Origin of the sequence: Candidatus Liberimonas magnetica, assembly GCA_020523885.1 — a bacterium.
Lineage (GTDB): Bacteria > Elusimicrobiota > Endomicrobiia > Endomicrobiales > JAFGIL01 > Liberimonas > Liberimonas magnetica.
Genome location: JAJAPY010000023.1, coordinates 34477 through 53411, shown reverse-complemented (window position 1 = coordinate 53411; position 18935 = coordinate 34477). Strand labels below are relative to the sequence as shown.

Annotated in this window: 25 protein-coding genes and 4 tRNA genes; 4 read left to right on the top strand and 25 right to left on the bottom strand. The window is 36.1% G+C overall.

What is annotated here, in order from left to right; genetic code table 11:
* The 14 genes from tuf to LHV68_12795 all read right to left on the bottom strand — a co-directional run.
* Nucleotides 1-137 (bottom strand): elongation factor Tu (gene tuf, locus LHV68_12860; GenBank protein ID MCB4792754.1); only part of this gene is annotated, 137 nt, incomplete at its 3' end.
* Between the two features lie 110 nt (nt 138-247).
* Nucleotides 248-319 (bottom strand) — tRNA-Thr (locus tag LHV68_12855).
* A 63-nt stretch (nt 320-382) separates the two neighbouring features.
* Nucleotides 383-453 (bottom strand) — tRNA-Gly (locus LHV68_12850).
* A gap of 92 nt (nt 454-545) precedes the next feature.
* A tRNA-Tyr gene (locus tag LHV68_12845) sits at nt 546-629 on the bottom strand.
* Nucleotides 630-1256: 627 nt separating this feature from the next.
* A tRNA-Thr gene (locus tag LHV68_12840) sits at nt 1257-1328 on the bottom strand.
* 269 nt (nt 1329-1597) lie between these two features.
* Nucleotides 1598-2707 carry a hypothetical protein gene (locus LHV68_12835; GenBank protein ID MCB4792753.1) on the bottom strand — a complete coding sequence of 370 codons (1110 nt, stop codon included), beginning with the start codon at nt 2705-2707 and terminating at the stop codon, nt 1598-1600.
* Between the two features lie 121 nt (nt 2708-2828).
* Entirely contained in the window at nt 2829-3266 is a 438-nt protein-coding gene (locus tag LHV68_12830; protein ID MCB4792752.1) for a hypothetical protein, read from the bottom strand.
* An 18-nt stretch (nt 3267-3284) separates the two neighbouring features.
* Nucleotides 3285-3563, bottom strand: a complete 279-nt coding sequence (locus LHV68_12825) for a hypothetical protein (protein ID MCB4792751.1) — start codon at nt 3561-3563, stop codon at nt 3285-3287.
* 229 nt (nt 3564-3792) lie between these two features.
* Entirely contained in the window at nt 3793-4014 is a 222-nt protein-coding gene (locus tag LHV68_12820; GenBank protein MCB4792750.1) for a hypothetical protein, read from the bottom strand.
* 12 nt (nt 4015-4026) lie between these two features.
* On the bottom strand, nt 4027-4629 hold the full coding sequence (locus LHV68_12815) for a DUF6338 family protein (protein MCB4792749.1): 603 nt from the start codon (nt 4627-4629) through the stop codon (nt 4027-4029).
* Between the two features lie 90 nt (nt 4630-4719).
* Nucleotides 4720-5340, bottom strand: a complete 621-nt coding sequence (locus LHV68_12810; GenBank protein ID MCB4792748.1) for a hypothetical protein — start codon at nt 5338-5340, stop codon at nt 4720-4722.
* A 67-nt stretch (nt 5341-5407) separates the two neighbouring features.
* Nucleotides 5408-5890 carry a hypothetical protein gene (locus LHV68_12805; protein ID MCB4792747.1) on the bottom strand — a complete coding sequence of 161 codons (483 nt, stop codon included), beginning with the start codon at nt 5888-5890 and terminating at the stop codon, nt 5408-5410.
* A gap of 70 nt (nt 5891-5960) precedes the next feature.
* Nucleotides 5961-6434 (bottom strand): hypothetical protein, encoded by a 474-nt coding sequence (locus LHV68_12800; GenBank protein MCB4792746.1) that lies wholly within the window; start codon nt 6432-6434, stop codon nt 5961-5963.
* 80 nt (nt 6435-6514) lie between these two features.
* Nucleotides 6515-6748, bottom strand: coding sequence for a hypothetical protein (locus tag LHV68_12795; protein MCB4792745.1), 234 nt, complete (start codon nt 6746-6748; stop codon nt 6515-6517).
* 440 nt (nt 6749-7188) lie between these two features.
* On the opposite strand from LHV68_12795, the gene LHV68_12790 reads away from it, so the two are divergent.
* A complete protein-coding gene (locus LHV68_12790) occupies nt 7189-7485 on the top strand; it encodes a hypothetical protein (GenBank protein ID MCB4792744.1) in 297 nt (98 codons plus the stop codon).
* A 229-nt stretch (nt 7486-7714) separates the two neighbouring features.
* On the opposite strand, the gene LHV68_12785 is transcribed toward LHV68_12790, so the two are convergent.
* The 11 genes from LHV68_12785 to LHV68_12735 form a co-directional block, all read right to left on the bottom strand.
* Nucleotides 7715-7894, bottom strand: coding sequence for a hypothetical protein (locus LHV68_12785; GenBank protein MCB4792743.1), 180 nt, complete (start codon nt 7892-7894; stop codon nt 7715-7717).
* Between the two features lies 1 nt (nt 7895).
* Complete coding sequence (locus LHV68_12780; protein MCB4792742.1) at nt 7896-8366, bottom strand: PIN domain-containing protein; 471 nt, start codon at nt 8364-8366, stop codon at nt 7896-7898.
* Nucleotides 8367-8662: 296 nt separating this feature from the next.
* Complete coding sequence (locus tag LHV68_12775; protein MCB4792741.1) at nt 8663-10165, bottom strand: glycosyltransferase family 39 protein; 1503 nt, start codon at nt 10163-10165, stop codon at nt 8663-8665.
* Nucleotides 10137-10862 (bottom strand): 23S rRNA (guanosine(2251)-2'-O)-methyltransferase RlmB, encoded by a 726-nt coding sequence (gene rlmB, locus LHV68_12770; GenBank protein MCB4792740.1) that lies wholly within the window; start codon nt 10860-10862, stop codon nt 10137-10139. The genes LHV68_12775 and rlmB overlap by 29 nt, the downstream gene beginning before the upstream one ends.
* Nucleotides 10855-12270 carry a cysteine--tRNA ligase gene (gene cysS, locus LHV68_12765; protein MCB4792739.1) on the bottom strand — a complete coding sequence of 472 codons (1416 nt, stop codon included), beginning with the start codon at nt 12268-12270 and terminating at the stop codon, nt 10855-10857. Before cysS ends, rlmB begins: the two co-directional genes overlap by 8 nt.
* Nucleotides 12271-12275: 5 nt before the next feature.
* Nucleotides 12276-12863: a hypothetical protein gene (locus LHV68_12760; GenBank protein ID MCB4792738.1), complete on the bottom strand. Its 588-nt coding sequence runs from the start codon at nt 12861-12863 to the stop codon at nt 12276-12278.
* Nucleotides 12864-12876: 13 nt separating this feature from the next.
* The gene (ispF, locus tag LHV68_12755; GenBank protein MCB4792737.1) at nt 12877-13344 is read right to left on the bottom strand and encodes a 2-C-methyl-D-erythritol 2,4-cyclodiphosphate synthase; all 468 of its coding nucleotides are present in this window, start codon (nt 13342-13344) and stop codon (nt 12877-12879) included.
* A gap of 8 nt (nt 13345-13352) precedes the next feature.
* Entirely contained in the window at nt 13353-14024 is a 672-nt protein-coding gene (ispD, locus tag LHV68_12750; protein ID MCB4792736.1) for a 2-C-methyl-D-erythritol 4-phosphate cytidylyltransferase, read from the bottom strand.
* Between the two features lie 38 nt (nt 14025-14062).
* A complete protein-coding gene (locus LHV68_12745; GenBank protein ID MCB4792735.1) occupies nt 14063-15058 on the bottom strand; it encodes a hypothetical protein in 996 nt (331 codons plus the stop codon).
* A gap of 222 nt (nt 15059-15280) precedes the next feature.
* Complete coding sequence (locus LHV68_12740; GenBank protein MCB4792734.1) at nt 15281-16108, bottom strand: shikimate dehydrogenase; 828 nt, start codon at nt 16106-16108, stop codon at nt 15281-15283.
* Nucleotides 16089-16607: a tetratricopeptide repeat protein gene (locus LHV68_12735; GenBank protein MCB4792733.1), complete on the bottom strand. Its 519-nt coding sequence runs from the start codon at nt 16605-16607 to the stop codon at nt 16089-16091. Before LHV68_12735 ends, LHV68_12740 begins: the two co-directional genes overlap by 20 nt.
* 351 nt (nt 16608-16958) lie before the next feature.
* Between LHV68_12735 and tpiA the strand changes: the two genes are divergently transcribed.
* From tpiA to deoC, 3 genes are all read left to right on the top strand, one after another.
* Nucleotides 16959-17717, top strand: a complete 759-nt coding sequence (gene tpiA, locus LHV68_12730) for a triose-phosphate isomerase (protein ID MCB4792732.1) — start codon at nt 16959-16961, stop codon at nt 17715-17717.
* A gap of 78 nt (nt 17718-17795) precedes the next feature.
* Nucleotides 17796-18218: a hypothetical protein gene (locus tag LHV68_12725; protein ID MCB4792731.1), complete on the top strand. Its 423-nt coding sequence runs from the start codon at nt 17796-17798 to the stop codon at nt 18216-18218.
* 67 nt (nt 18219-18285) lie between these two features.
* Entirely contained in the window at nt 18286-18933 is a 648-nt protein-coding gene (deoC, locus tag LHV68_12720; protein ID MCB4792730.1) for a deoxyribose-phosphate aldolase, read from the top strand.
* Nucleotides 18934-18935 lie beyond the last annotated feature (2 nt).

The following is an 18935-nucleotide window of genomic DNA, read 5'->3' as shown; positions in this document are numbered from 1 at the left end:
CTTATATAGCTTGCCAGCCCCTTGCTTTCCAATACCTTTGTTATCGCTGCTGTCAGCGTAGTTTTGCCGTGGTCTACGTGCCCGATCGTACCAATGTTTACATGCGGTTTTGTCCTGTCAAATTTTGCTTTTGCCATGCTATCCTCCAAAGTCGTAACCCGCTTTTCGTAACCTGTAACCCGCAAGGGCGGGTTTTGGGTCACTGGTTACGGATTACGTTTTATACTTTCCTCTCTATAATTTTATAAGCCGAGGATGGGAATTGAACCCACGACCACTCCCTTACCAAGGGAGTGCTCTACCCCTGAGCTACCTCGGCAATAACATCAGCAGATAGTTTTATGATGTTACTATGAACTAAGCACTTTGTACTGTAGTTATCAGCGGGAGACGGGAATCGAACCCGCATAACTAGCTTGGAAGGCTAGCGCACTACCACTGTGCTACTCCCGCATTTACAGTGACCAGTGAGCAGTAAACAGTTACCGAAAATCATGACTTTGTTGTTATGGTCACTGGTCATTGGTAACTGTTCACTGTAAAAGTGGACGGAGATGGATTTGAACCACCGAAGGGCGTAGCCCGCCAGATTTACAGTCTGGTGCAATAGACCGCTCTGCCATCCGTCCATCTTCGCTAAAGCTACGATGGACACGTACCACCCTTTAGCGAATACAGATATTAAATATTTTAATGATAGTCCTCCGTAGCTTTTAAGCGAAGGAGGGCCATCCGTCCAAAAATTAATAAAAAAGAACAAGTAAAATAAGGATAAATCTGGCTGGCAGCCCGTCCGCCTAGATTCAGTGGCGGATGCAATAGACCGCTCTGCCATTCGTCTTATATTATACATAATATGCGTATAATATTAACGTAATAGATTTGCTATTATATATTAATAATTTAAAAAAGTCAATTGATTTATAAATAAAATTTTGGCTTGGTAAAATCTGTAAGAATGGCTTAAAATTTGATAGGTTTTAGCGTAATAAGAAAGAAAATTTATTTATAAAGCTTTCTTTTGATTTTTTTTTCAATATTTATACGGCTTTTTCAACTATATTTGATTCATTGGTGTAAAAAAAAGCCGACGAGAGGATTTGTTGAGCACATATTCAATAATTAAATTGCCTTTTGCGAAATCCTCCGAAGCCTTGCTCGTCAACCGAAGCTTTAGGGAAGGCTGGGCGTAGGAGGAATACCTGGGGCAGGAAACAAGGAAAGGGTTGAAAAAATGATAGGATATAATAAATATTAGCCGACGAGAGGATTTGAACCTCCGACCTACCGCTTACAAGGCGGTTGCTCTACCACTGAGCTACATCGGCATTTTGCGAGAATGTTTTTATGGGTATTATATTTACGTCGACAAACAGCTAAAAGGCCGCAATAATTGGAAACTTATGACAACTCCTGAAAACTCAAAAATAACCGTTATTTTGCTATGACATCGGACAAATGTCGGACACTTTATGCTTGCTAATTCGGACACATTATACTTATTAATATAGCCCAAAGCAAGAGTTATTTGTAAAATAATACATTTACAGACTGCTTTTTTAAGATTTTGACAAAATATAGATATTGTCGCATTCGTTTAAAGTATGGAATTTGGATCATCCATAATAGGATAAAATCTATACTTAAAATAAGAGATAATATCATCTTCTTTTATTAAATCCAATCGTTTTTCATTAATAAGATAGTAAAAATGTTCTGATCGTTTATTCTTCTTCCCATTTTTCAGAAAATATTTTGCAATATACTCTAATTTATGAATAGGGATATCAAGAATAGTTCCAGAAACATGACATTTTAAATTTAATAATTTTAAATTCAGTCTGTCCATGTTTGTTTCATCATAAGCAAACCCTAAAAAACATAGGTATTGTGCATCTGTTAAAATTTCCTCCGACAATACTGGAGTCTTTGAATCTCTTTCTTCTCCAATAACCTTAATTCTATTCAATAATAATCTATCTGCTTCGCTTGAGTAATTTTTTAGCGTGTCATCCGAAACTTTTCCATATTGCCAAGCATGCGTATCATTATTAAAAATAAACCTTAAGTCATCTTCTTCTTTAAAATCTCCACTAAAATCATAGTATGGTTCATTTCCAACATAAAAAATTGGAGCTATACATCCATATACATGAGAATAGTTTATGTGCTTAAAAAATAAATATATGTCAAAATCTGATGCTCCATATGTATTCTTAAGATGATTATAAGTAAAACACTCAAAAGATCTATCATAATTAAAAGTTACAATTGTTACATTGTTTTTAAACAAATCCTTGAAAGATTTCATTGCCAATATATTGTTAAAAAAATATCCGTACCATTTTTTATTTTCATCTTTATTATCCTTATTTCTTGGTAAAGACAATTCTTCAATTCCGCCGATTTTTGTCCCGGCATCTCTGTACTCTTTTTTTAGAAAATATCTAATTATCGCTGCCTTGCCATATTTAATGAAAGACTGATTATCTTTGTTTTGCATTAAAAAATAATCTATAGATGAAGGATATGCATATCTCAGAGTTTTCCTAAATACATTAATATTAACATCACCTAAATCAAGAATTGGATATACATTTATAATGTTTTTATCTACTAAAGCATCCAACAATTCTGCACCTGAAGGATAGCCATACGGCATACTTGCACCGGCACCTAAAACAAATATTGTTTTCTTTTCAATCACCTTAGTTCCTTTTTTATGAAATAATGTATCTATAGACTGCTTCTCTAAAATTTTGACTATTTATAGATATAGTCAAAATCTCGCTTAACTATCTTACTGCCGCCCCTTTTTGGTCACAGATTCAATAAACGCTTAAAATAAACAATATGCCAGCAGTTATTGGCATTACAATTTTAATAATGTGAATAAATAATCCTAAATTATTTATACAATTATTATAAGGCCAGGGGGAACTTAGTTTTTCAGCTGCTTCAAATTCTTTTGCCCATCGATCCTTATCACCATCTATATAGTTTATTCTTTTGTTATATAGTAAAGTCATCGCGCCCGTCAACAATAAATTAAGCCCAAGGAATCCAATTGAAATTAATACTGACCATTTTGCATTTTCGTTAGAAATAATATCAGATGTTTCCTTATAAACTGCCCAATTCGCTGCAATTATTGCAAAAATAGTTTGTATACTGTAGGATGATATGCCTTGGGACCAAGAATTGAACCCATCAAATATTTCTTTTGCTGCTTCTCCTTCATTTGTAAACCTACGTTTAATTGACATTTTTCATACCTCACAGGATTATGGGCGTCCACCACCACTACCGTCCCCTTTATGTTTTCCTTTCCTTAACTGTTTTCCTCTCCTTACCATCTTTGCTCTAGACACATCGCCTGCTTTATCCACAAAATAGAGATAACCATCAGCTTTTTTGACTCCAACTCTCGCAACCTTAGTTGGCTTTCCACCCTTCTTTCCGCCTCTTACCATTTTCGCTTTGGAAACATCACCTTGTTTATCAATAAAGTAAAGAAAACCATCTTCTCTTTTCACACCAGCTTTTGCAACTTTTTCTGCCATAATCAGCCTCCAATATTTAACTATCTAGATTTAGGGGACAGCTTAACGTTTTAACCGACCCGCTATCTCTGTTTGAGTCTATCTATAGACTGCTTCTCTAAGAACACGTCAATTTATAGAATATGACTCAATCTTTGCTTATATTAAGTATTGTCCTCAGAATTCTACAACATCCGAAATCAGAGAATTTGTCGGAGTCAAATTCCACTAGATTGATTTGTTAGAATAATTATTTCTTTTTATCTTTTGAAGTATTATTTGCTTCACTATTAGTTGTAGTATCGGAACCAGCACCAGAATTATCTGAACTACTTTCACCTGAACCACCTTCAGGTATTAAAGTTATAGGTTTCTCTGCTACGATAGGCTGGTAACCTTCTGTAATTGGTTGATATCCACCTTTTTTCCTTATTTCAGGGGTCTTTGAATCGCCATCTTTTGGTTTGCACATTTTTTTTCTCCTTTATTTATAATTAGGGTCTTCAAAAAATTCTATTAATTCATAATCATTATTTTTTACTAATAAGCCTTTCGAAGATGTAATAATTCCCTTGAATTTACCCGTCTCATCAACTTTAACAACTTTTTCTATATAAATGTCTCCTTCTTTTGGATAAGAAGTTGCATATGAATCTGTCCCAAAATATCCACCAATTTTCTTGCCATTTTTACGATGTATTAACACAAATACAGGTATTCTTTTTTGAAAGAAATAATCCCATGCCGTTGGATATGGTAACTGTAAGTATTTTGCAAATATCTTGTTTTTCATTATTTGCACCCAAAGAAAAGGCCATAGGATTGGAAAGATAATTATGGTGGAAATAAAAAGAATTGAATACCAAACTGGATAAAGGTTGATAAATGTGCCTCTATTAATTGGAATCAATATAGGTAGGCATAAACCAAAATTTATGGAACTGTAAAATAATGCTTCAACAACAGAATTTTTCCAATCTATATCCTTTGCAGGCATAAAGAGTCGATAAATGTGCATAGATATTAGACCAGGAAAAACTAGTAAAACAAACAACATCATGTTGTTAATATTTGGAGCAATCTCCATTCGTCTCTCCTTTTAATATACTTTTCTAACATCCAAAATCAGCTACCCAACCCATAGGGGAGGGTCAGTTGAATTGACTTTTTAGAGGTTTTATTTTAGTTCAAGATTGTCGATATTCTCTATTAAGTATTTTGAATGCTTTGCAGTGTCCAAATAAGTATTTTTTAAATTTATATTTACTATTTTGTGGTTATCAGGACTTAGAGAATTAAAAGTTAAGAAAAATAGCTTTCTGCTGTACAAAATATCTTCATTAATTATATTTAAATCTGATCTAATTTCAGAAATTGATAATTGAGATTTAGAGCTAAATAATAACAAGTATGATGTTTTAGATTCAAGGAATGGTAAAAAATATGTTTTTAAGTATAAATTCGTACCGTCTTGAGTTTTTTCAATTGCATCTTGAAGCATTTTATCATCTAATTCTAACATTTTCTTTATATCTTCTGATATTTTACTGGTAGGATATGCGCCATGATAATTATCCATATGATGTTTTATCCATATTAAAATTGGTTTATCCAAGGAGCCATAATTTAACATAATTTGGAAATAATTCATTACTAATCTAATTGAAACTTCTTTTAATTCTGAGATAATTGAATTTTTTATATCATTTTTATGATACCTTTTACTAATTGAGTTTATAATCTGTGGCCCTAGTAAACCAAACAACCAACCTAAAATTAAATATAATATATTTTCCATTTTATTCCTCTAACATCCGAAATCAGCTGCGCCGCAGGGGATGGTCAGCTGCATTGTGTTAGGCATTTTATTCAAAAATGATGGGAGCTGCATCATTTAATTCCTGACCTATCGCCATGTATTCTTTGACGGTCATCTGATAAATCTTTTCTTTCTGCTGAAACAATTCCCAAGTCATTGGATTTCTTGGTCCGCCCCTGCTTCCGTCATTCAATAAACGTTGCCGATCAATTAGCGCAGCGACAGTTTTGCGGACAGCATCCACATAGCGTGATAGAATGTCAAAATAATGTTTTTCATCTTTCGATAATGATGAGTAGTTTGACTGCCGGAAAACCTCTACCTTCTGATCAATGGTATCCCATAACGGCAGAAGTCTTTCAGAATCTTCAAGCAGTTTCGACATAGGTACACCCCACCCGAAGAGGTTTTTCAGAAAACTCTTGAAGGTGGCAGCATCCCGAAAAATTGCGTTATGAATAGCGATATAGACCGTTAATCCATTGTTTACGGTTATTGCGATGTCTTTAATTTCTTCTTTGTAATTCATTTAGTTTCTGCCTAACATCCGAAATCAGCTACCGTGCGAAGCACAGTCAGCTGTATTACGTTATTCGGCTTTATTTTAGGTAGTTTTCAATTTTATCCCACCCACCTCTGTGGGTAGAAACATGAGTATATTTTAGATTTGGAACGTCACCCTTAGAGACATCGTAATTATGTCCATGTCTAAGTTTATAGCCATCCATATATTCTTTGTAATAATGACGAGTTAATTTTGTGATTTCCGCTCCGGTAAAAACATGGTATTCGGGTACAAGATTTGCGTCATTAGGCAATCTAACCAATACCCAAAATATTCCTATCTTTTCATTTTCTTCAGACATTGCGCGGTGACCCACTGGCCATTGTGATTTTTCTGTTGCCTTTACTTCTATTTTTGCAAGTTTATTTCCTGACCTAGAAAACACATATATATCTGCACTTTTCGACGGACCATAAGTAATAGATGCGGCAAGACGTCTTCTATTCAGCTCGCCCGCAACTAAGAATTCTCCTGCGAGATTAATAAATGATTTTTCTTCCTGACTCATAATTTATCTCCTTTGTTGCCTTTCCGAACATCCGAAATCAGCTACCCAACCCATAGGGGAGGGTCAGCTGTATTGATTTGCTAATATTTCTTTTTTAATAAATCTGAAATGAGTCCAAGTAAATCGGCTACAAAACCAATTATGATTCCGATAACAACTGCTTTGTATGTGATAGACCAATTAAATTTGTTGAACATAGCAATTATTATACCCAGAACCAGGCCGATAGTTGCACCACCCCATACTGCATTTTGTTTTCTAAATAAAGATAGAATTATTGAAATCGTCGCTATTATTGTTAATATTTTCCACACAAAATATATCTTTTTTGCGTTAATTATGTATCTATAGACTTAAGACTTATTCTTCTTAATAATGTGACAAATTATAGCATTGTGGCCTAAGTATGTCAAAAATGTAATTAACATATAAGTTAACGTTTTGACAATTGCAGTTTACTTTCACTCTTTGGACATTCATAACCTGCCAACTACACTCCGAAATGATCAGAAATCCAATCACCATTTATCTCGAAAATTGTTGAACTCAGGTGCGGAGTCGGCTCAAAAAGGCATTGTAAGCCTCTGTCACTTTCGGAAACCGCAAAGATACTTAAAAATATCTCAAAAGAAGGTGTAAGAAAGATTTTACAGAAAACATTAAATTATCTCAAATCGGCTTAGTTGCCGATTTGAGATATGCTGTTTACTATATTGGTGAAGCAGGTCACTAAATCGAAGGAGGGCTAAAGGCTATGAAGAAAGGATTCATTATCAAAGATTACTGTAAATATGTAATGCCATGCTTTGGCGGATATGGTGTTGTAATGCACGAGATATCCGGTACTAATAATGACTGTGAGCCGGTTGCTTTAGATCATACTTTCGGCCAGGATGAAAGTATAGACCAGTCAATTAAACTAGGGACTATTGAACAGGCACACAAGATATTCCTTCACAAAAAAGAACCGGAACGCAGTAACGATTACAGCTTTTTTATAGCATCAAAACAAGCATTTCGAAAGACCAGAAACAGTGCCTGGCTTCTCTAACTTCACTAACTATTTTATTCTGGATTCCCGATTACAAATTTCGGGAATGACATCCTTTTTGCGATTAATTGTATCTATAGACTTAAGACTTATTCTTCTTAATAATGTGACAAATTATAGCATTGTGGCTTAATTATATGTTCCAAAAACCACTATATGGATAAAATAAAAGAGCTGTTTGTAAAAAACGGCTCTTTTATACATCCCAAATTAACGATGAAAATGAAATTTAGGCAGCTTTATGCTTTTTAGTCTTAAATTTAATGCCATATTTTTTTATTGCTTCCTGAGCTTCTTTATGTATTTTAGCTATCTTTTCTTCAATGCTTAAATTCTTCTCTTCTTCGTGAAGTTTTAAACGTATTTCATGTATCTCTCTCATAGATTCCGGCTCTTTATACTTATACATGTTAATCTACCTCCTGCGGTGTAATTATCTCTATAGCTTTATATCCCATCAGTTCATTAACAGCTATGACTCCCTTTCGTGTTTTTAATTTAACCATATGTTCAAAATTCCAGCTAACTATTACGTCAAGGTCATTAATTGATGCTATGGCTATATGAATTGCATCTTCCTGATACTTTTTGGGTATAAGCCCTTCTTCAATATACTTCTCTGCTAACATTTCAATTTCTTTAACTATAACCAATGACTCAAGGTTTAAGTCGTTTATAAGATTTATTAATGCAGTTCTTTTTAGTTCCGGTGCTCTGATCACCTCGCGCATAACCAGTTCAGATATATATCCATCATAAATGTCCTGCTTAATTTTTTGCAGAAGCTTTTCTGTTGCTGTCTTGGCGTTTTCATCACCGGTCCTATCGCTTAAAGCGAAGTTAAAAACAGACGTGTCTAAATATAGTTTTAGTTTCTTCAAATAATTCTCCTGAAAATTTATATCTTATGTTCATAATTATACTTTGAAAAGAAGCAAAAAGCAAGATGTAAAAATATGAAAAAGGAAATCTTTTAAATTGAATTACATCGGCATACTTCCAAACTCTTGCCCGCCAAATTTTGCGGCGGAAGCTGAATAGGCACTAATGCAAAATATATAGCAGTTTTTCTGAATAATTGTCAAATTTTAAACAAAATACATTATTTATCCAACGGTCTTGAAAATATAGGTTTACCAGTACATTAAGGCGGGATCCTCCGTTTGGCTCAATGTTTTTATTTTGTTTTTGACCTAAAAAGCCATATTTCGGACTTAAAGAATTTTCTGTATTCAAGTAGTTTAAAGTGATCCTTAAGTGAATTCAACAGATTTAAATCAATTGGTTTGTCAACTCTAAATAACCAGACATATTCTATTTTCTTTTCAGATATAATTTTGCTGATTTTTTCATAAGAGGGGTCATTTTCGTTCGTCCATTCAATTGTTTCTTTGGATAAATCAGAGTTTCTAAAGTAATAATTAAACAGAAACGGTGACCAACTATACCTTATTACCAAAGAGTTCTTGTAGGCATGAATATTTTCCATTAAAAATTGCGCAGATTGTCGCCATTGGGGTCTGTTAGGATATGTATAGTAACCCTTTATGAAGATGAGTTGATAAAGGAATAAACAAATCAATGCTGTCTGAAATATTATATTTATTTTTATGTTTTTTATAAATGTAGTGATTGAACGCGCAAATAGCAGGTATATGCCAGGCAGGGATATTATTAGAAGGCTGTAAGTAAATAAAGGGGATGTTATCTCGGATTTTGCATAAATAATTGAAAAGGGCAAGCCAGCCCATAAGAAAAGAAAAAAATCAGTGCTCAGAAAAAAATCTTCTATTTTTGTTTTTTTTATTCTGAAAATGATTTTAATAAAAAAGAATAAATATATCGGCAGTATAAACATTAAGACTTTAGTAGAGTTGTTAAAGGCAGCTCTGAGGAATAGAAAATAATCAAGAAACACAGGATCATAAAGATCGCTTATATATGTTAAATTGTGCCTCAATTGAAACAACATGTACGGCAGCCAAAATAGGTATGCTAATAGTACGCAAGAATATGTTTTTAATATAAATTTTATATTACTTACTTGTTTAAAATAAAGCAAAACCATAAATCCCTGGAGTAATATGAAAAACAGTCCAAAATAATGCAAATAGGAAGTTATTATAGAGCTTAAAACATAACATACAGCTATAGTATATAAAGATCTTGTTTTCTCAAAGGTACTTTTTATCAGCAGGACCCCGAAATAAGATGACACTAGGCTAAAAAGCAAAAGCAGGGAATACGCCCGTGCTTCCTGGCTATAATATATCGGTAAATGTAAAAAAGCTATTAAGGCTGATGCTAAGAGCCCTTCTTTATATGAATAAAGTTTACTGCCCAAAAGGAACATGATCAGTATTGAAATGCTTCCTGCAACAGCAGAGGGCAGCCGTAAGGCTTTTTCTGAGTCTCCCAATACTTTTTCAGTAAAATAAACTATTACGTGGTATCCCGGGGGGTAAACATCGGAATTGATAACATCGGTAAAAACTTTTGAAAGGGTTTGTTTATTGCTCATATACCAGGATGTGATCTCATCGTTTTTTAACGACTGGAAATCGAGTTTATAAAACCTCACGGCAGTCCCTGCCAATAGAACGGTTATTAAAACAGCCCATAAGAAGTTTTTAGAGTTAAACAGGTTTGGATTAATTATTCCTGGATTTGGAAATTTCATATAAAATTACGGCAGAAGCACAGGACGCATTCAGAGATGAGATGATTTTATTCTGAGGGATAGAGATCAGTATGTCGCATCGTTCTTTTATTAAATGCCTTAAGCCGGTTCCTTCACTCCCGATCACAAGTGCCATAGGGAAAAGAAATTCAGTTTCCCGGATAGACTTATTATTGTTTTCTGCGCCTGTAATCCAGAATCCTTCTTTTTTTAGGGTATTTAAAGTGTCAGCGATATTTGTGACCCGGGCTACCGGTATGTGCTGGATTGCCCCGGCAGAAGTCCTGCTTACGGTTTCTGTCAGGTTGGCGGAATGCCATTTTCCTATTACCACACCGTCTGCTCCGAATGCTACGGCATTTCTTATTATCGCGCCGAGGTTATGAGGGTCTTCAATGCTGTCTAAAATTACTATTAAAGGTTTTTTTATATCTTTTACTTTTTCTATTAAAGAATATATGTCTAAGTATTCTGCTGGTGAAATTTCGGCTATTATTCCCTGGGTTTTTTCAGATGATAAAGAATCTATCTTTTCAGGAGGCACATGATGGACAGGAATCTTCATTTCCCTTGCAAGTTTTACGATATCCTTTAATAAAGATCCGTGTGCCTGGGTCGAAATAAGAATTTTGTTTATTGTCTTTTGAGATTTTAAGGCCTCAAAAACCGGGTTTCTGCCTGAAATTATTTCACTCATTGGCTTTATCTGCTCGAACAAAGATTGGACTGTCCGGAGATGCGGAAGAAATAGATTTGCCTTCAGGCGTATCTATGACAAAAACAGCCCCCATTTCAAGGAGTTCTTTTTTCTGTTTGTCCGCTTCGGCCCAGTTTTTCTCAAGCCTGGCTTTTTCTCTTTTTTCTATTTTTTCTTTTACTTCTCTGGTATAGCCGTTATTTTGAATTTTAATGCCCAAGGAAGGCTCTATCATTTTAACAAAAGTATTGTGAGCTTTTGATATCCAGAGAATGTCTGCTTTATAAAGGTTATTTAATATTGAGTTTTTCAAAATGTGCATGACAGACAGCGCTTTTTCGGTGTTAAAATCATCGTCTAAACAAGAGTAAAACTCTGAAAGCACATCTTCAAGATAACCAGCCTTAAGGTCGATATTTTTTATCTTTATTTTATTGTAAGTGGAGTCAAGCTCGTCAAGAGTAGCCTTTGCCTGTTTTAGGGCTTCCTCGGAAAAATCAAGCGGCATCCTGTAGTGCTGGGAAAGAAGAAAATACCTGACGACCCTGGGTTCATATTTTTTAAATATATCTTTCAAGGTAAAGAAATTCCCCAGGGATTTTGACATCTTTTCTTTGTTTATTGTGACAAAACCGTTATGTATCCAGTATCTTGCAAAAGGTTTGCCTGTCGCTGCTTCACTCTGGGCCAGCTCATTTTCGTGATGCGGGAAAATAAGGTCCTGGCCGCCTCCGTGTATATCAAAGGTTTCGCCCAAAATATTCGTTGACATGACCGAACACTCTATATGCCAGCCTGGCCTTCCCTTGCCCCAAGGGCTGTCCCAGGATACTTCTTCGGGTTCGTCCTGTTTTGTTTTTTTCCACAGAGCAAAATCAAGAGGGTTGTTTTTTTTCTCGTCAACTTCTACCCTGGCGCCGCTCTTTAGCTCATCAAGGTTTCTTTTTGAGAGTTTTCCGTATGCAGGGAATTTGTTTATAGAAAAATAGACACCGTCTTCGGTAATATAAGCATAATCCTTATCTATCAAAAGTTTTACAAATTCAACTATCTGAGGAATATTACGGGTTACCCGGGGGTATTCTGCTGCCCGTTTTATGTTTAGTTTGTCCATCTCTAAAAAGTAGCTGTCAATATATTTTTGCGCCAGCGCTGAAGGCAGTATATCGGTTTCTTTAGCGCGGTTGATTATCTTGTCATCTACGTCCGTGAAGTTCTGAATATGTTTTACTTCAAACCCTGTGTTTTCAAAATGCCTTCTTATTATATCAAAAGTGACGTAAGCCCGTGCATGGCCCAGGTGTACTTCATCATAAGGTGTGACTCCGCAGACATACATCCTGACAAGCTTGTCTTTTAAGGGCATGAACTCTTCTTTTTTTCTGGATAAGGTATTGTATGTTAAGATAGGCATTATTTTTCTGTATTATAGTACTTGTCAACCAGGTTAAGGTTTTGTTCGATAGGAGTAAAATAGGTTATCTGCCCTGCCTTTTCATCATATATTTCTATACTGGCCTCGTAATTTTGAGTATAATTATTTATTTCTGCATACTTTGCTATTTCCGGATAAGCCCTGAAAATACCGAGGATTAGGGAAAGCTGATTTTTGTAAGGAAAACTTGTTTTTATACAAGAAAGAGGGAAAATCTCCTGGATATAAAATTCCTGTTTTATCTGTTCTATCTTATCGGAATCTTTGTCGTCTATAAGTGCACCGGCTATCGACCTTAATTCATTCTTGGGGACTTTTTGCGGGTTATCGAAATACATCCCGAATTCTTTTGATGCGGGAATATTGTTTGCATAAAGCCACCTGGATACTTTCCCGCAGGAGTCTCCGGCCTGCCTGTAGTCGCCTTTTATTTTTTCATATACGAGCCAGTAATGGCCGGATTTATCGACCCCTATAGCCAGCGTATCAAAGAAACCCATATACCAAAGAAACCCTGCAATTGGGATAGAGATAATTAAGAAAAGAAAAAAAATAATTTTTATCATAAATTTCCTCTACTCACAGTATACTAACCACGGTTATTGCAGCTATGCCCTCTCCTCTTCCAATAAATCCTATTTTTTCGTTTGTAGTAGCTTTTAAACCGATGCGCGAAACCGGTATTCTTAGGGTTTTAGAGAGGTTTTTTTTAATTTTTTCTACACAAGGGCTTATTTTGGGTTTTTGAGCTATTATCGTAATATCTATGTTATTTACCTTCTTTTTTTGTTTTTTGAGCAGTGATAATACCTTTTCAAGAAGAATAAAACTTGATATGTTTCTCAGTCTCGGGTCCGTGTTCGGGAAATAATGGCCAATATCCTTAAGGCCGCATGCGCCAAGTATTGCGTCCATGAGGGAATGTGTCAAGACATCTGCGTCGCTGTGCCCCAAAAGGCCCAAAGGGCTTTTTAATGTTATGCCCCCGAGTACCAGCGGCTTTTTTTTCGTGAACCTGTGCACATCATAGCCTAATCCGATATACATAAGCTTTCCTATAATAAATTATTTCCTACAAAGAGTTTACAAAGTAGCAGGTCTTTGGGTTTTGTGATCTTTATATTCGAGGGCCTGTCCTTCACGATTTTAACTCTGTATCCGGATGATTCCACGATCTGGGAATCGTCCGTGACATTTTTTGAATTTAATCTTGAATAAGCCCTCTCAATGACCTCTCTTTTGAAGACCTGAGGTGTTTGAGCCCTCCAGACCAGGTCGCGGGAGATAGTTTTTTTAACGGCCAAAGATTTGTCGCACAGCTTTACAGTATCGGTTATATCAAGTGCCGCAATGGCAGCACCGTATTTTTTTGCGGCATTTAAGCAGTTTCTGATCGTATCGGTCGATATAAGGGGCCTTGCCCCGTCATGAATAGCAACGATATCGATATTTCTATTTAGTGCTTTCAGCCCGTTTTTAACAGAATCAAAACGTTCTTTTCCGCCGGCTATAAGTGTGAAGCCGTACTTCTTTTCGTGTTTTTTTAGAATTCTTACAGCATCCTGAGGTACAACAAGTATTATTTGTTTAACTTCTTTTATCTTCAAGAATGCGATAACACTCCATAGAAAAACAGGCAGTTTATTCAATAATAAAAACTGTTTTGGCTTTTTGGAGCCGAATCTTTTGCTTAAACCTGCTGCAGCTATTATGACAGCAGCTTTCATTTCCTATTCCCTTTCAACCCAATCCCGGAGCTTGGGTTTTAATCATTGTTATGGTCCTGTAAAAACCTTGTAAAGACCATCCTGCCTGATGACGTCTGCAAAATAGAATTTACTATCACTTCTATTCTTTTACCCACGTATTTACGGCCGTCTTCGACTACTACCATGGTGCCGTCATCGAGGTAACCTATTCCCTGGCTGCGTTCTTTACCTTCTTTTACCACAAAAAGCGGCATTTTTTCTCCTGGTAAATAGATCGGCTTAAGGGCATTAGATAAGTCGTTTATGTTTAAAACCACTACACCCTGCAATGCCGCAACTTTATTTAAATTAAAATCCGTAGTGATTATCTTTGCTTCTAGGTCTTTTGCTAATTGCAGGAGTTTTTGGTCGACACCGGTTAGGTCAGGAAAATCTTTATCAACGATTTTTATGGTCACAGTCTCGTCCTTCTGGAGCTGTGCTATGATGTCAAGGCCTCTTCTTGCGCGGTTTCTTTTGTGGGTATCGCTAGAATCCGCCAAGGCCTGTAATTCCTGGAGCACAAACCTTGGAACAAGGAAAGCTCCGGATAAAAACTTGGTTTCAGTTATATCCGTAATCCTGCCGTCGATCAATGTGCTGGTATCCAATATTACTAATTCATTGATCCTTTTATGTTTTCTTTTCCTTAAGATATCCTGGTCTAACAGGTCTAACTCTGATTTTTTCTTTACTGCTATTACAAGGCCAAAATAGGCAAAGATTATCTTGATCAAAAGCGAATAATTCTTTAACCATTCATAAAGCTGGGTATTATCCGTCAAATAGACGATATAATCAAGTAATTTGGCTCCGATCAAGCCAAAAATGATCCCGAGTATCCCCGCGATAATAGTATCTAACGGGATCGCCTGAATAATGATCTCGCCCACAACAAAAATCGATGCGATTGAAAATCCAATAATTATACCCTCAAAATTCTGGGAAATGTAAAAATAACTTACGATCGGGCTTGTAATTAAAATCAAACCTCTGATAATCCATATGAGCAATGTTATCACCTCCGTTGTCGCGTCCCCGCCCTGGGCGGGGACTTACCCTCTCCCGCTCTGCGGGAGAGGGATTGTTCCAGCTCGATAGGAAACTGCTCGCTGGAACGCTCCCCGATGGAAACCAAGTTTCCCTTCGGCGTTCAGAAAGCCACGCATTGCGTGACTTTCTTCACTGAACCCTTCTAAGTTGAAATTTAAATTGTCGTGCCCTTTCGGGCTGAATTATTTATTTAAAGCTTTTAATAGAGCTTTTTCCATAACTTTCACCGGGGCTTTTTTGCCGGTCCACAGTTCAAAGGCAAGAGCGCCTTGATTAAGGAGCATGCCGATCCCGCTGCAATGCCTGGCTTTGACCTTTTTAGCGAATTCCAGGAGCTTTGTCTTACGGTTATATATAACGTCATAAACAAAGGTTTTTTTATTTAAATTTTCGATATTAACTGGCGATGGGTCATTGTCGTGCATCCCTAGGGGAGTAGCGTTTACCAATAAACTCGTTTCTTTTATCCTTTTTTGCCACTTAATAAACGGCTCAAACCTGGAATTTTTCACAGACCTTACCAGTTTTTTTGCCCTAGCTTCATCTTTATCGGTTATGTATATAATTTTTGCTCCGGCATGGCTTAAAACAGAGGCTATAGCACGGCCTGCGCCGCCTGCGCCTACTAAAATTGCTGTTTTATTTCTAGGATTTATTTCATGGTTAATCAGATCTTTTAAGAAACCAAGACCGTCAGTATTATAGCCTGTAAGAATGCCGTTTTTGTTGACAAGAGTATTGACGCTCCCTATCTTCTTGGCTAAAAAGTCGATTTTGTCCAGGAATTTAAGTGCATTTTCCTTATGAGGGATAGTAAGGTTTACCCCTGCTATATTCAACACACGGATAGCATGTATCGCTTCTTTTAATTCCTCTGGTTTTATTTCAAAAGGCAAATAAAAAAAATCAAGGTTCAAATACTTGAATGCCGTATTATGCATTAGAGGAGATAAGGTGTGTTTTATAGGATAACCGAAAATGCCTGTTAGTCTAGTTTGACTTGTTTTCATTATTAGCCTTTAATTTTTGCAGTTTTATTTTAACTACCTGGTCATCAGGATCTAATTGGAGCAATTTATCAAATAATGCTTTTGCCTTATCTTTTTCTCCCATTTCCATATATGTAAAAGCCATGCATTTCAGCACATTCTGCTGGTCATCGGACAGAGGAAGTATCTTAATGTACCTTTCAATGGCACTCTTATACCTTCCTGCATAGTAATCCTGAGTTGCTATATACATCGAATATTTTATCGGTTCAATGAACCAAATTTTTTTATTCTGGTTCTCAAAAAAAGATGCTAAACTAGTAAGCCCCATATATAAAGAAATAAAGGCCACACAAAATAACAGGATAGCTAATTTCTTTCTTTCTAGTAAAACTGTCTTGTCATTAAAAAATATATCTCTGGCTATTCTGTTTATTGCCAAAACAAGGTTTGGTTTATATAGGTAAATTAATCCTAAAAACAGGAAAAAAATACCAAAAATCAATTTTAAAAAAATCATAATTTATCAATGAATATTTAGCAAAAAAAAACTTAAAAGTCAATTTTTCTTGATTTGTTGATAAAAAAGTGATAAAATAACAAAAATAACAGCATGGAATGGTTTCTTCCTATGCCATCTTCCACAAAGTTCCGCCCAAAAGGCGGAACGCGACAAGAATAAGGAAGTTTACAAATTAGAAGGGTTCAGTGAAGATAAGAAGTTTATCTTCTTATCTGAACGTAGAAGGGAAACATAGTTTCCCTCTAGGAGCGTTCCTGCGAAAAAGTTACCTTTCGAGCAGGAACAATCCCGCCGAGAGGCGGGTAAGTTCCGCCCAAAAGGCGGAACGCGACATAAAGGAGAATTAACTTGAATAAACGCAAGCCCTTATTAGCCGGAAACTGGAAAATGCACAAGAACGTAGCTGAAGCTTTGGAACTGGTAACAGGCCTAAAGAACAATTTGTCGGATGTGAAAGACAGGGATATACTTGTCTGTCCTGCCTTTACTGCGCTAAATTCGGTATCAAAAGTTTTAAAAGGATCAAATATAAACCTTGGTGCACAGAATGTACACTGGGAAGCCAAAGGAGCTTTTACGGGGGAGATAGCTGTACCGATGCTTCTGGATGCCGAATGTAAATATGTTATTATAGGGCATTCTGAACGGCGCCAGTATTTTGGCGAAACCGATGAAACCGTGAACAAAAGGATCAAAGCGGTTTTTACAGCAGGTCTTATTCCTATCGCATGTATAGGAGAGACTTTAGAAGAAAGAGAAAAAAACATTACTTTTAATGTCATTGAACGCCAAATGAAGAACGGCCTTAAAGGATTGACCCAAGAACAAGCTGATATTTTAGTAATAGCCTATGAACCGGTATGGGCAATAGGAACAGGAAAGACAGCTTCTCCGCAACAAGCTGAGGAAGTGCATGCTTATATAAGAAAACTGTACAAAGAAATGTACGGGCAGGATTCTTCGGATAAAATAAGGATACTTTACGGCGGATCGGTAAAACCGGATAACACAGCTGAATTAATGAAACAGCCTAATATTGACGGAGCCCTTGTGGGCGGAGCAAGTTTAGAGATAGAGTCTTTTACAAAAATCGTAAAATACAAATAAGATTGTTGAAAAACCCCAACAATCTCTGAGTGTTGAGGACTTTTCCAAGAGTCCCAAATAATCTTTAAGTAGAGATCTATGAGAAAAAACCAAATTATAACTTTTTTGGTTTTGCTGTTTTGTTCGGCTTTTCTTTATGCCGGCGACCTCGGTCTAAAAGAGGTGTTTGCGTTACTCAAGGAAGGAAAAGTCGAGGAATCTGTATCAAAACTGGAAAAGATCGCGGGCGAAATACCAGCCCGCTTTAAGTTTTGGGTTGAGCATTTGGAAAGAAACGGTTATTTCGAAAAATATGATCATCCAATAACAAAAGAATCATTGGAAAAAGCCTTGAAAGATAACCAAAATTTAGTGCCAGCCTATTATTATCTTGCAATGCTTTTTGAAAAAGAAGAAATGAATACTAAGGCATTGAACATGTGGAAAAAAGTATTGGAGTTGTCGGAAGATAAGGACCAGAAGGTCCTGGCTGAAAAGCACATAAAACAACTTTCCAAATAAATAAATATAGTAAAAAAATCAAAACCCAAGTCTTAATTACCACATTAGAAATCCTATAAAAAATTGTATGAAAAAAGAAAATATCGCTCAGTTCATAGATTACACTTTGTTAAGGCCGGATGCAACAAAAAAAGAAATAAAAAAACTCTGCAAAGATGCTCTGGCATATAATTTTTCCAGCGTTTGTGTGAACCCCTGCCATGTAAACTATTGCAAAAAGCTCCTTGGGAAAAATAATGTAAAAGTCTGTTCTGTAATAGGTTTTCCGTTTGGAGCTTCTACGACAGAAATAAAGGTCTGTGAAGCTTTAGATGCCGTAAAGAACGGTGCCGATGAGCTTGACATGGTAATAAATATCGGAGCCTTGAAGTCAGGTGATATGAGATTTGTTTTAAATGATATAAAAGCTGTAAGAAAAGCCGCAGGAAGCAGGGTGCTTAAAGTAATCATAGAGACTTGCTATTTGACAAAGAAAGAAAAAATAACAGTTGCTAAACTGATAAAAAGAGCAAAAGCTGATTTTATTAAAACTTCTACAGGATTTGGGCCGTCAGGTGCCAACTTGGGAGATATAAAACTGATTAGAAAGACCATAGGTTCTGATATCGGGATTAAAGCGGCAGGCGGGATTAGAACATCGTTCGATGCGCTCAAGTTTATTAATGCCGGTGCAACCCGGCTAGGAACATCCCGTAATTTGGTCAAAGGATCCTAAAG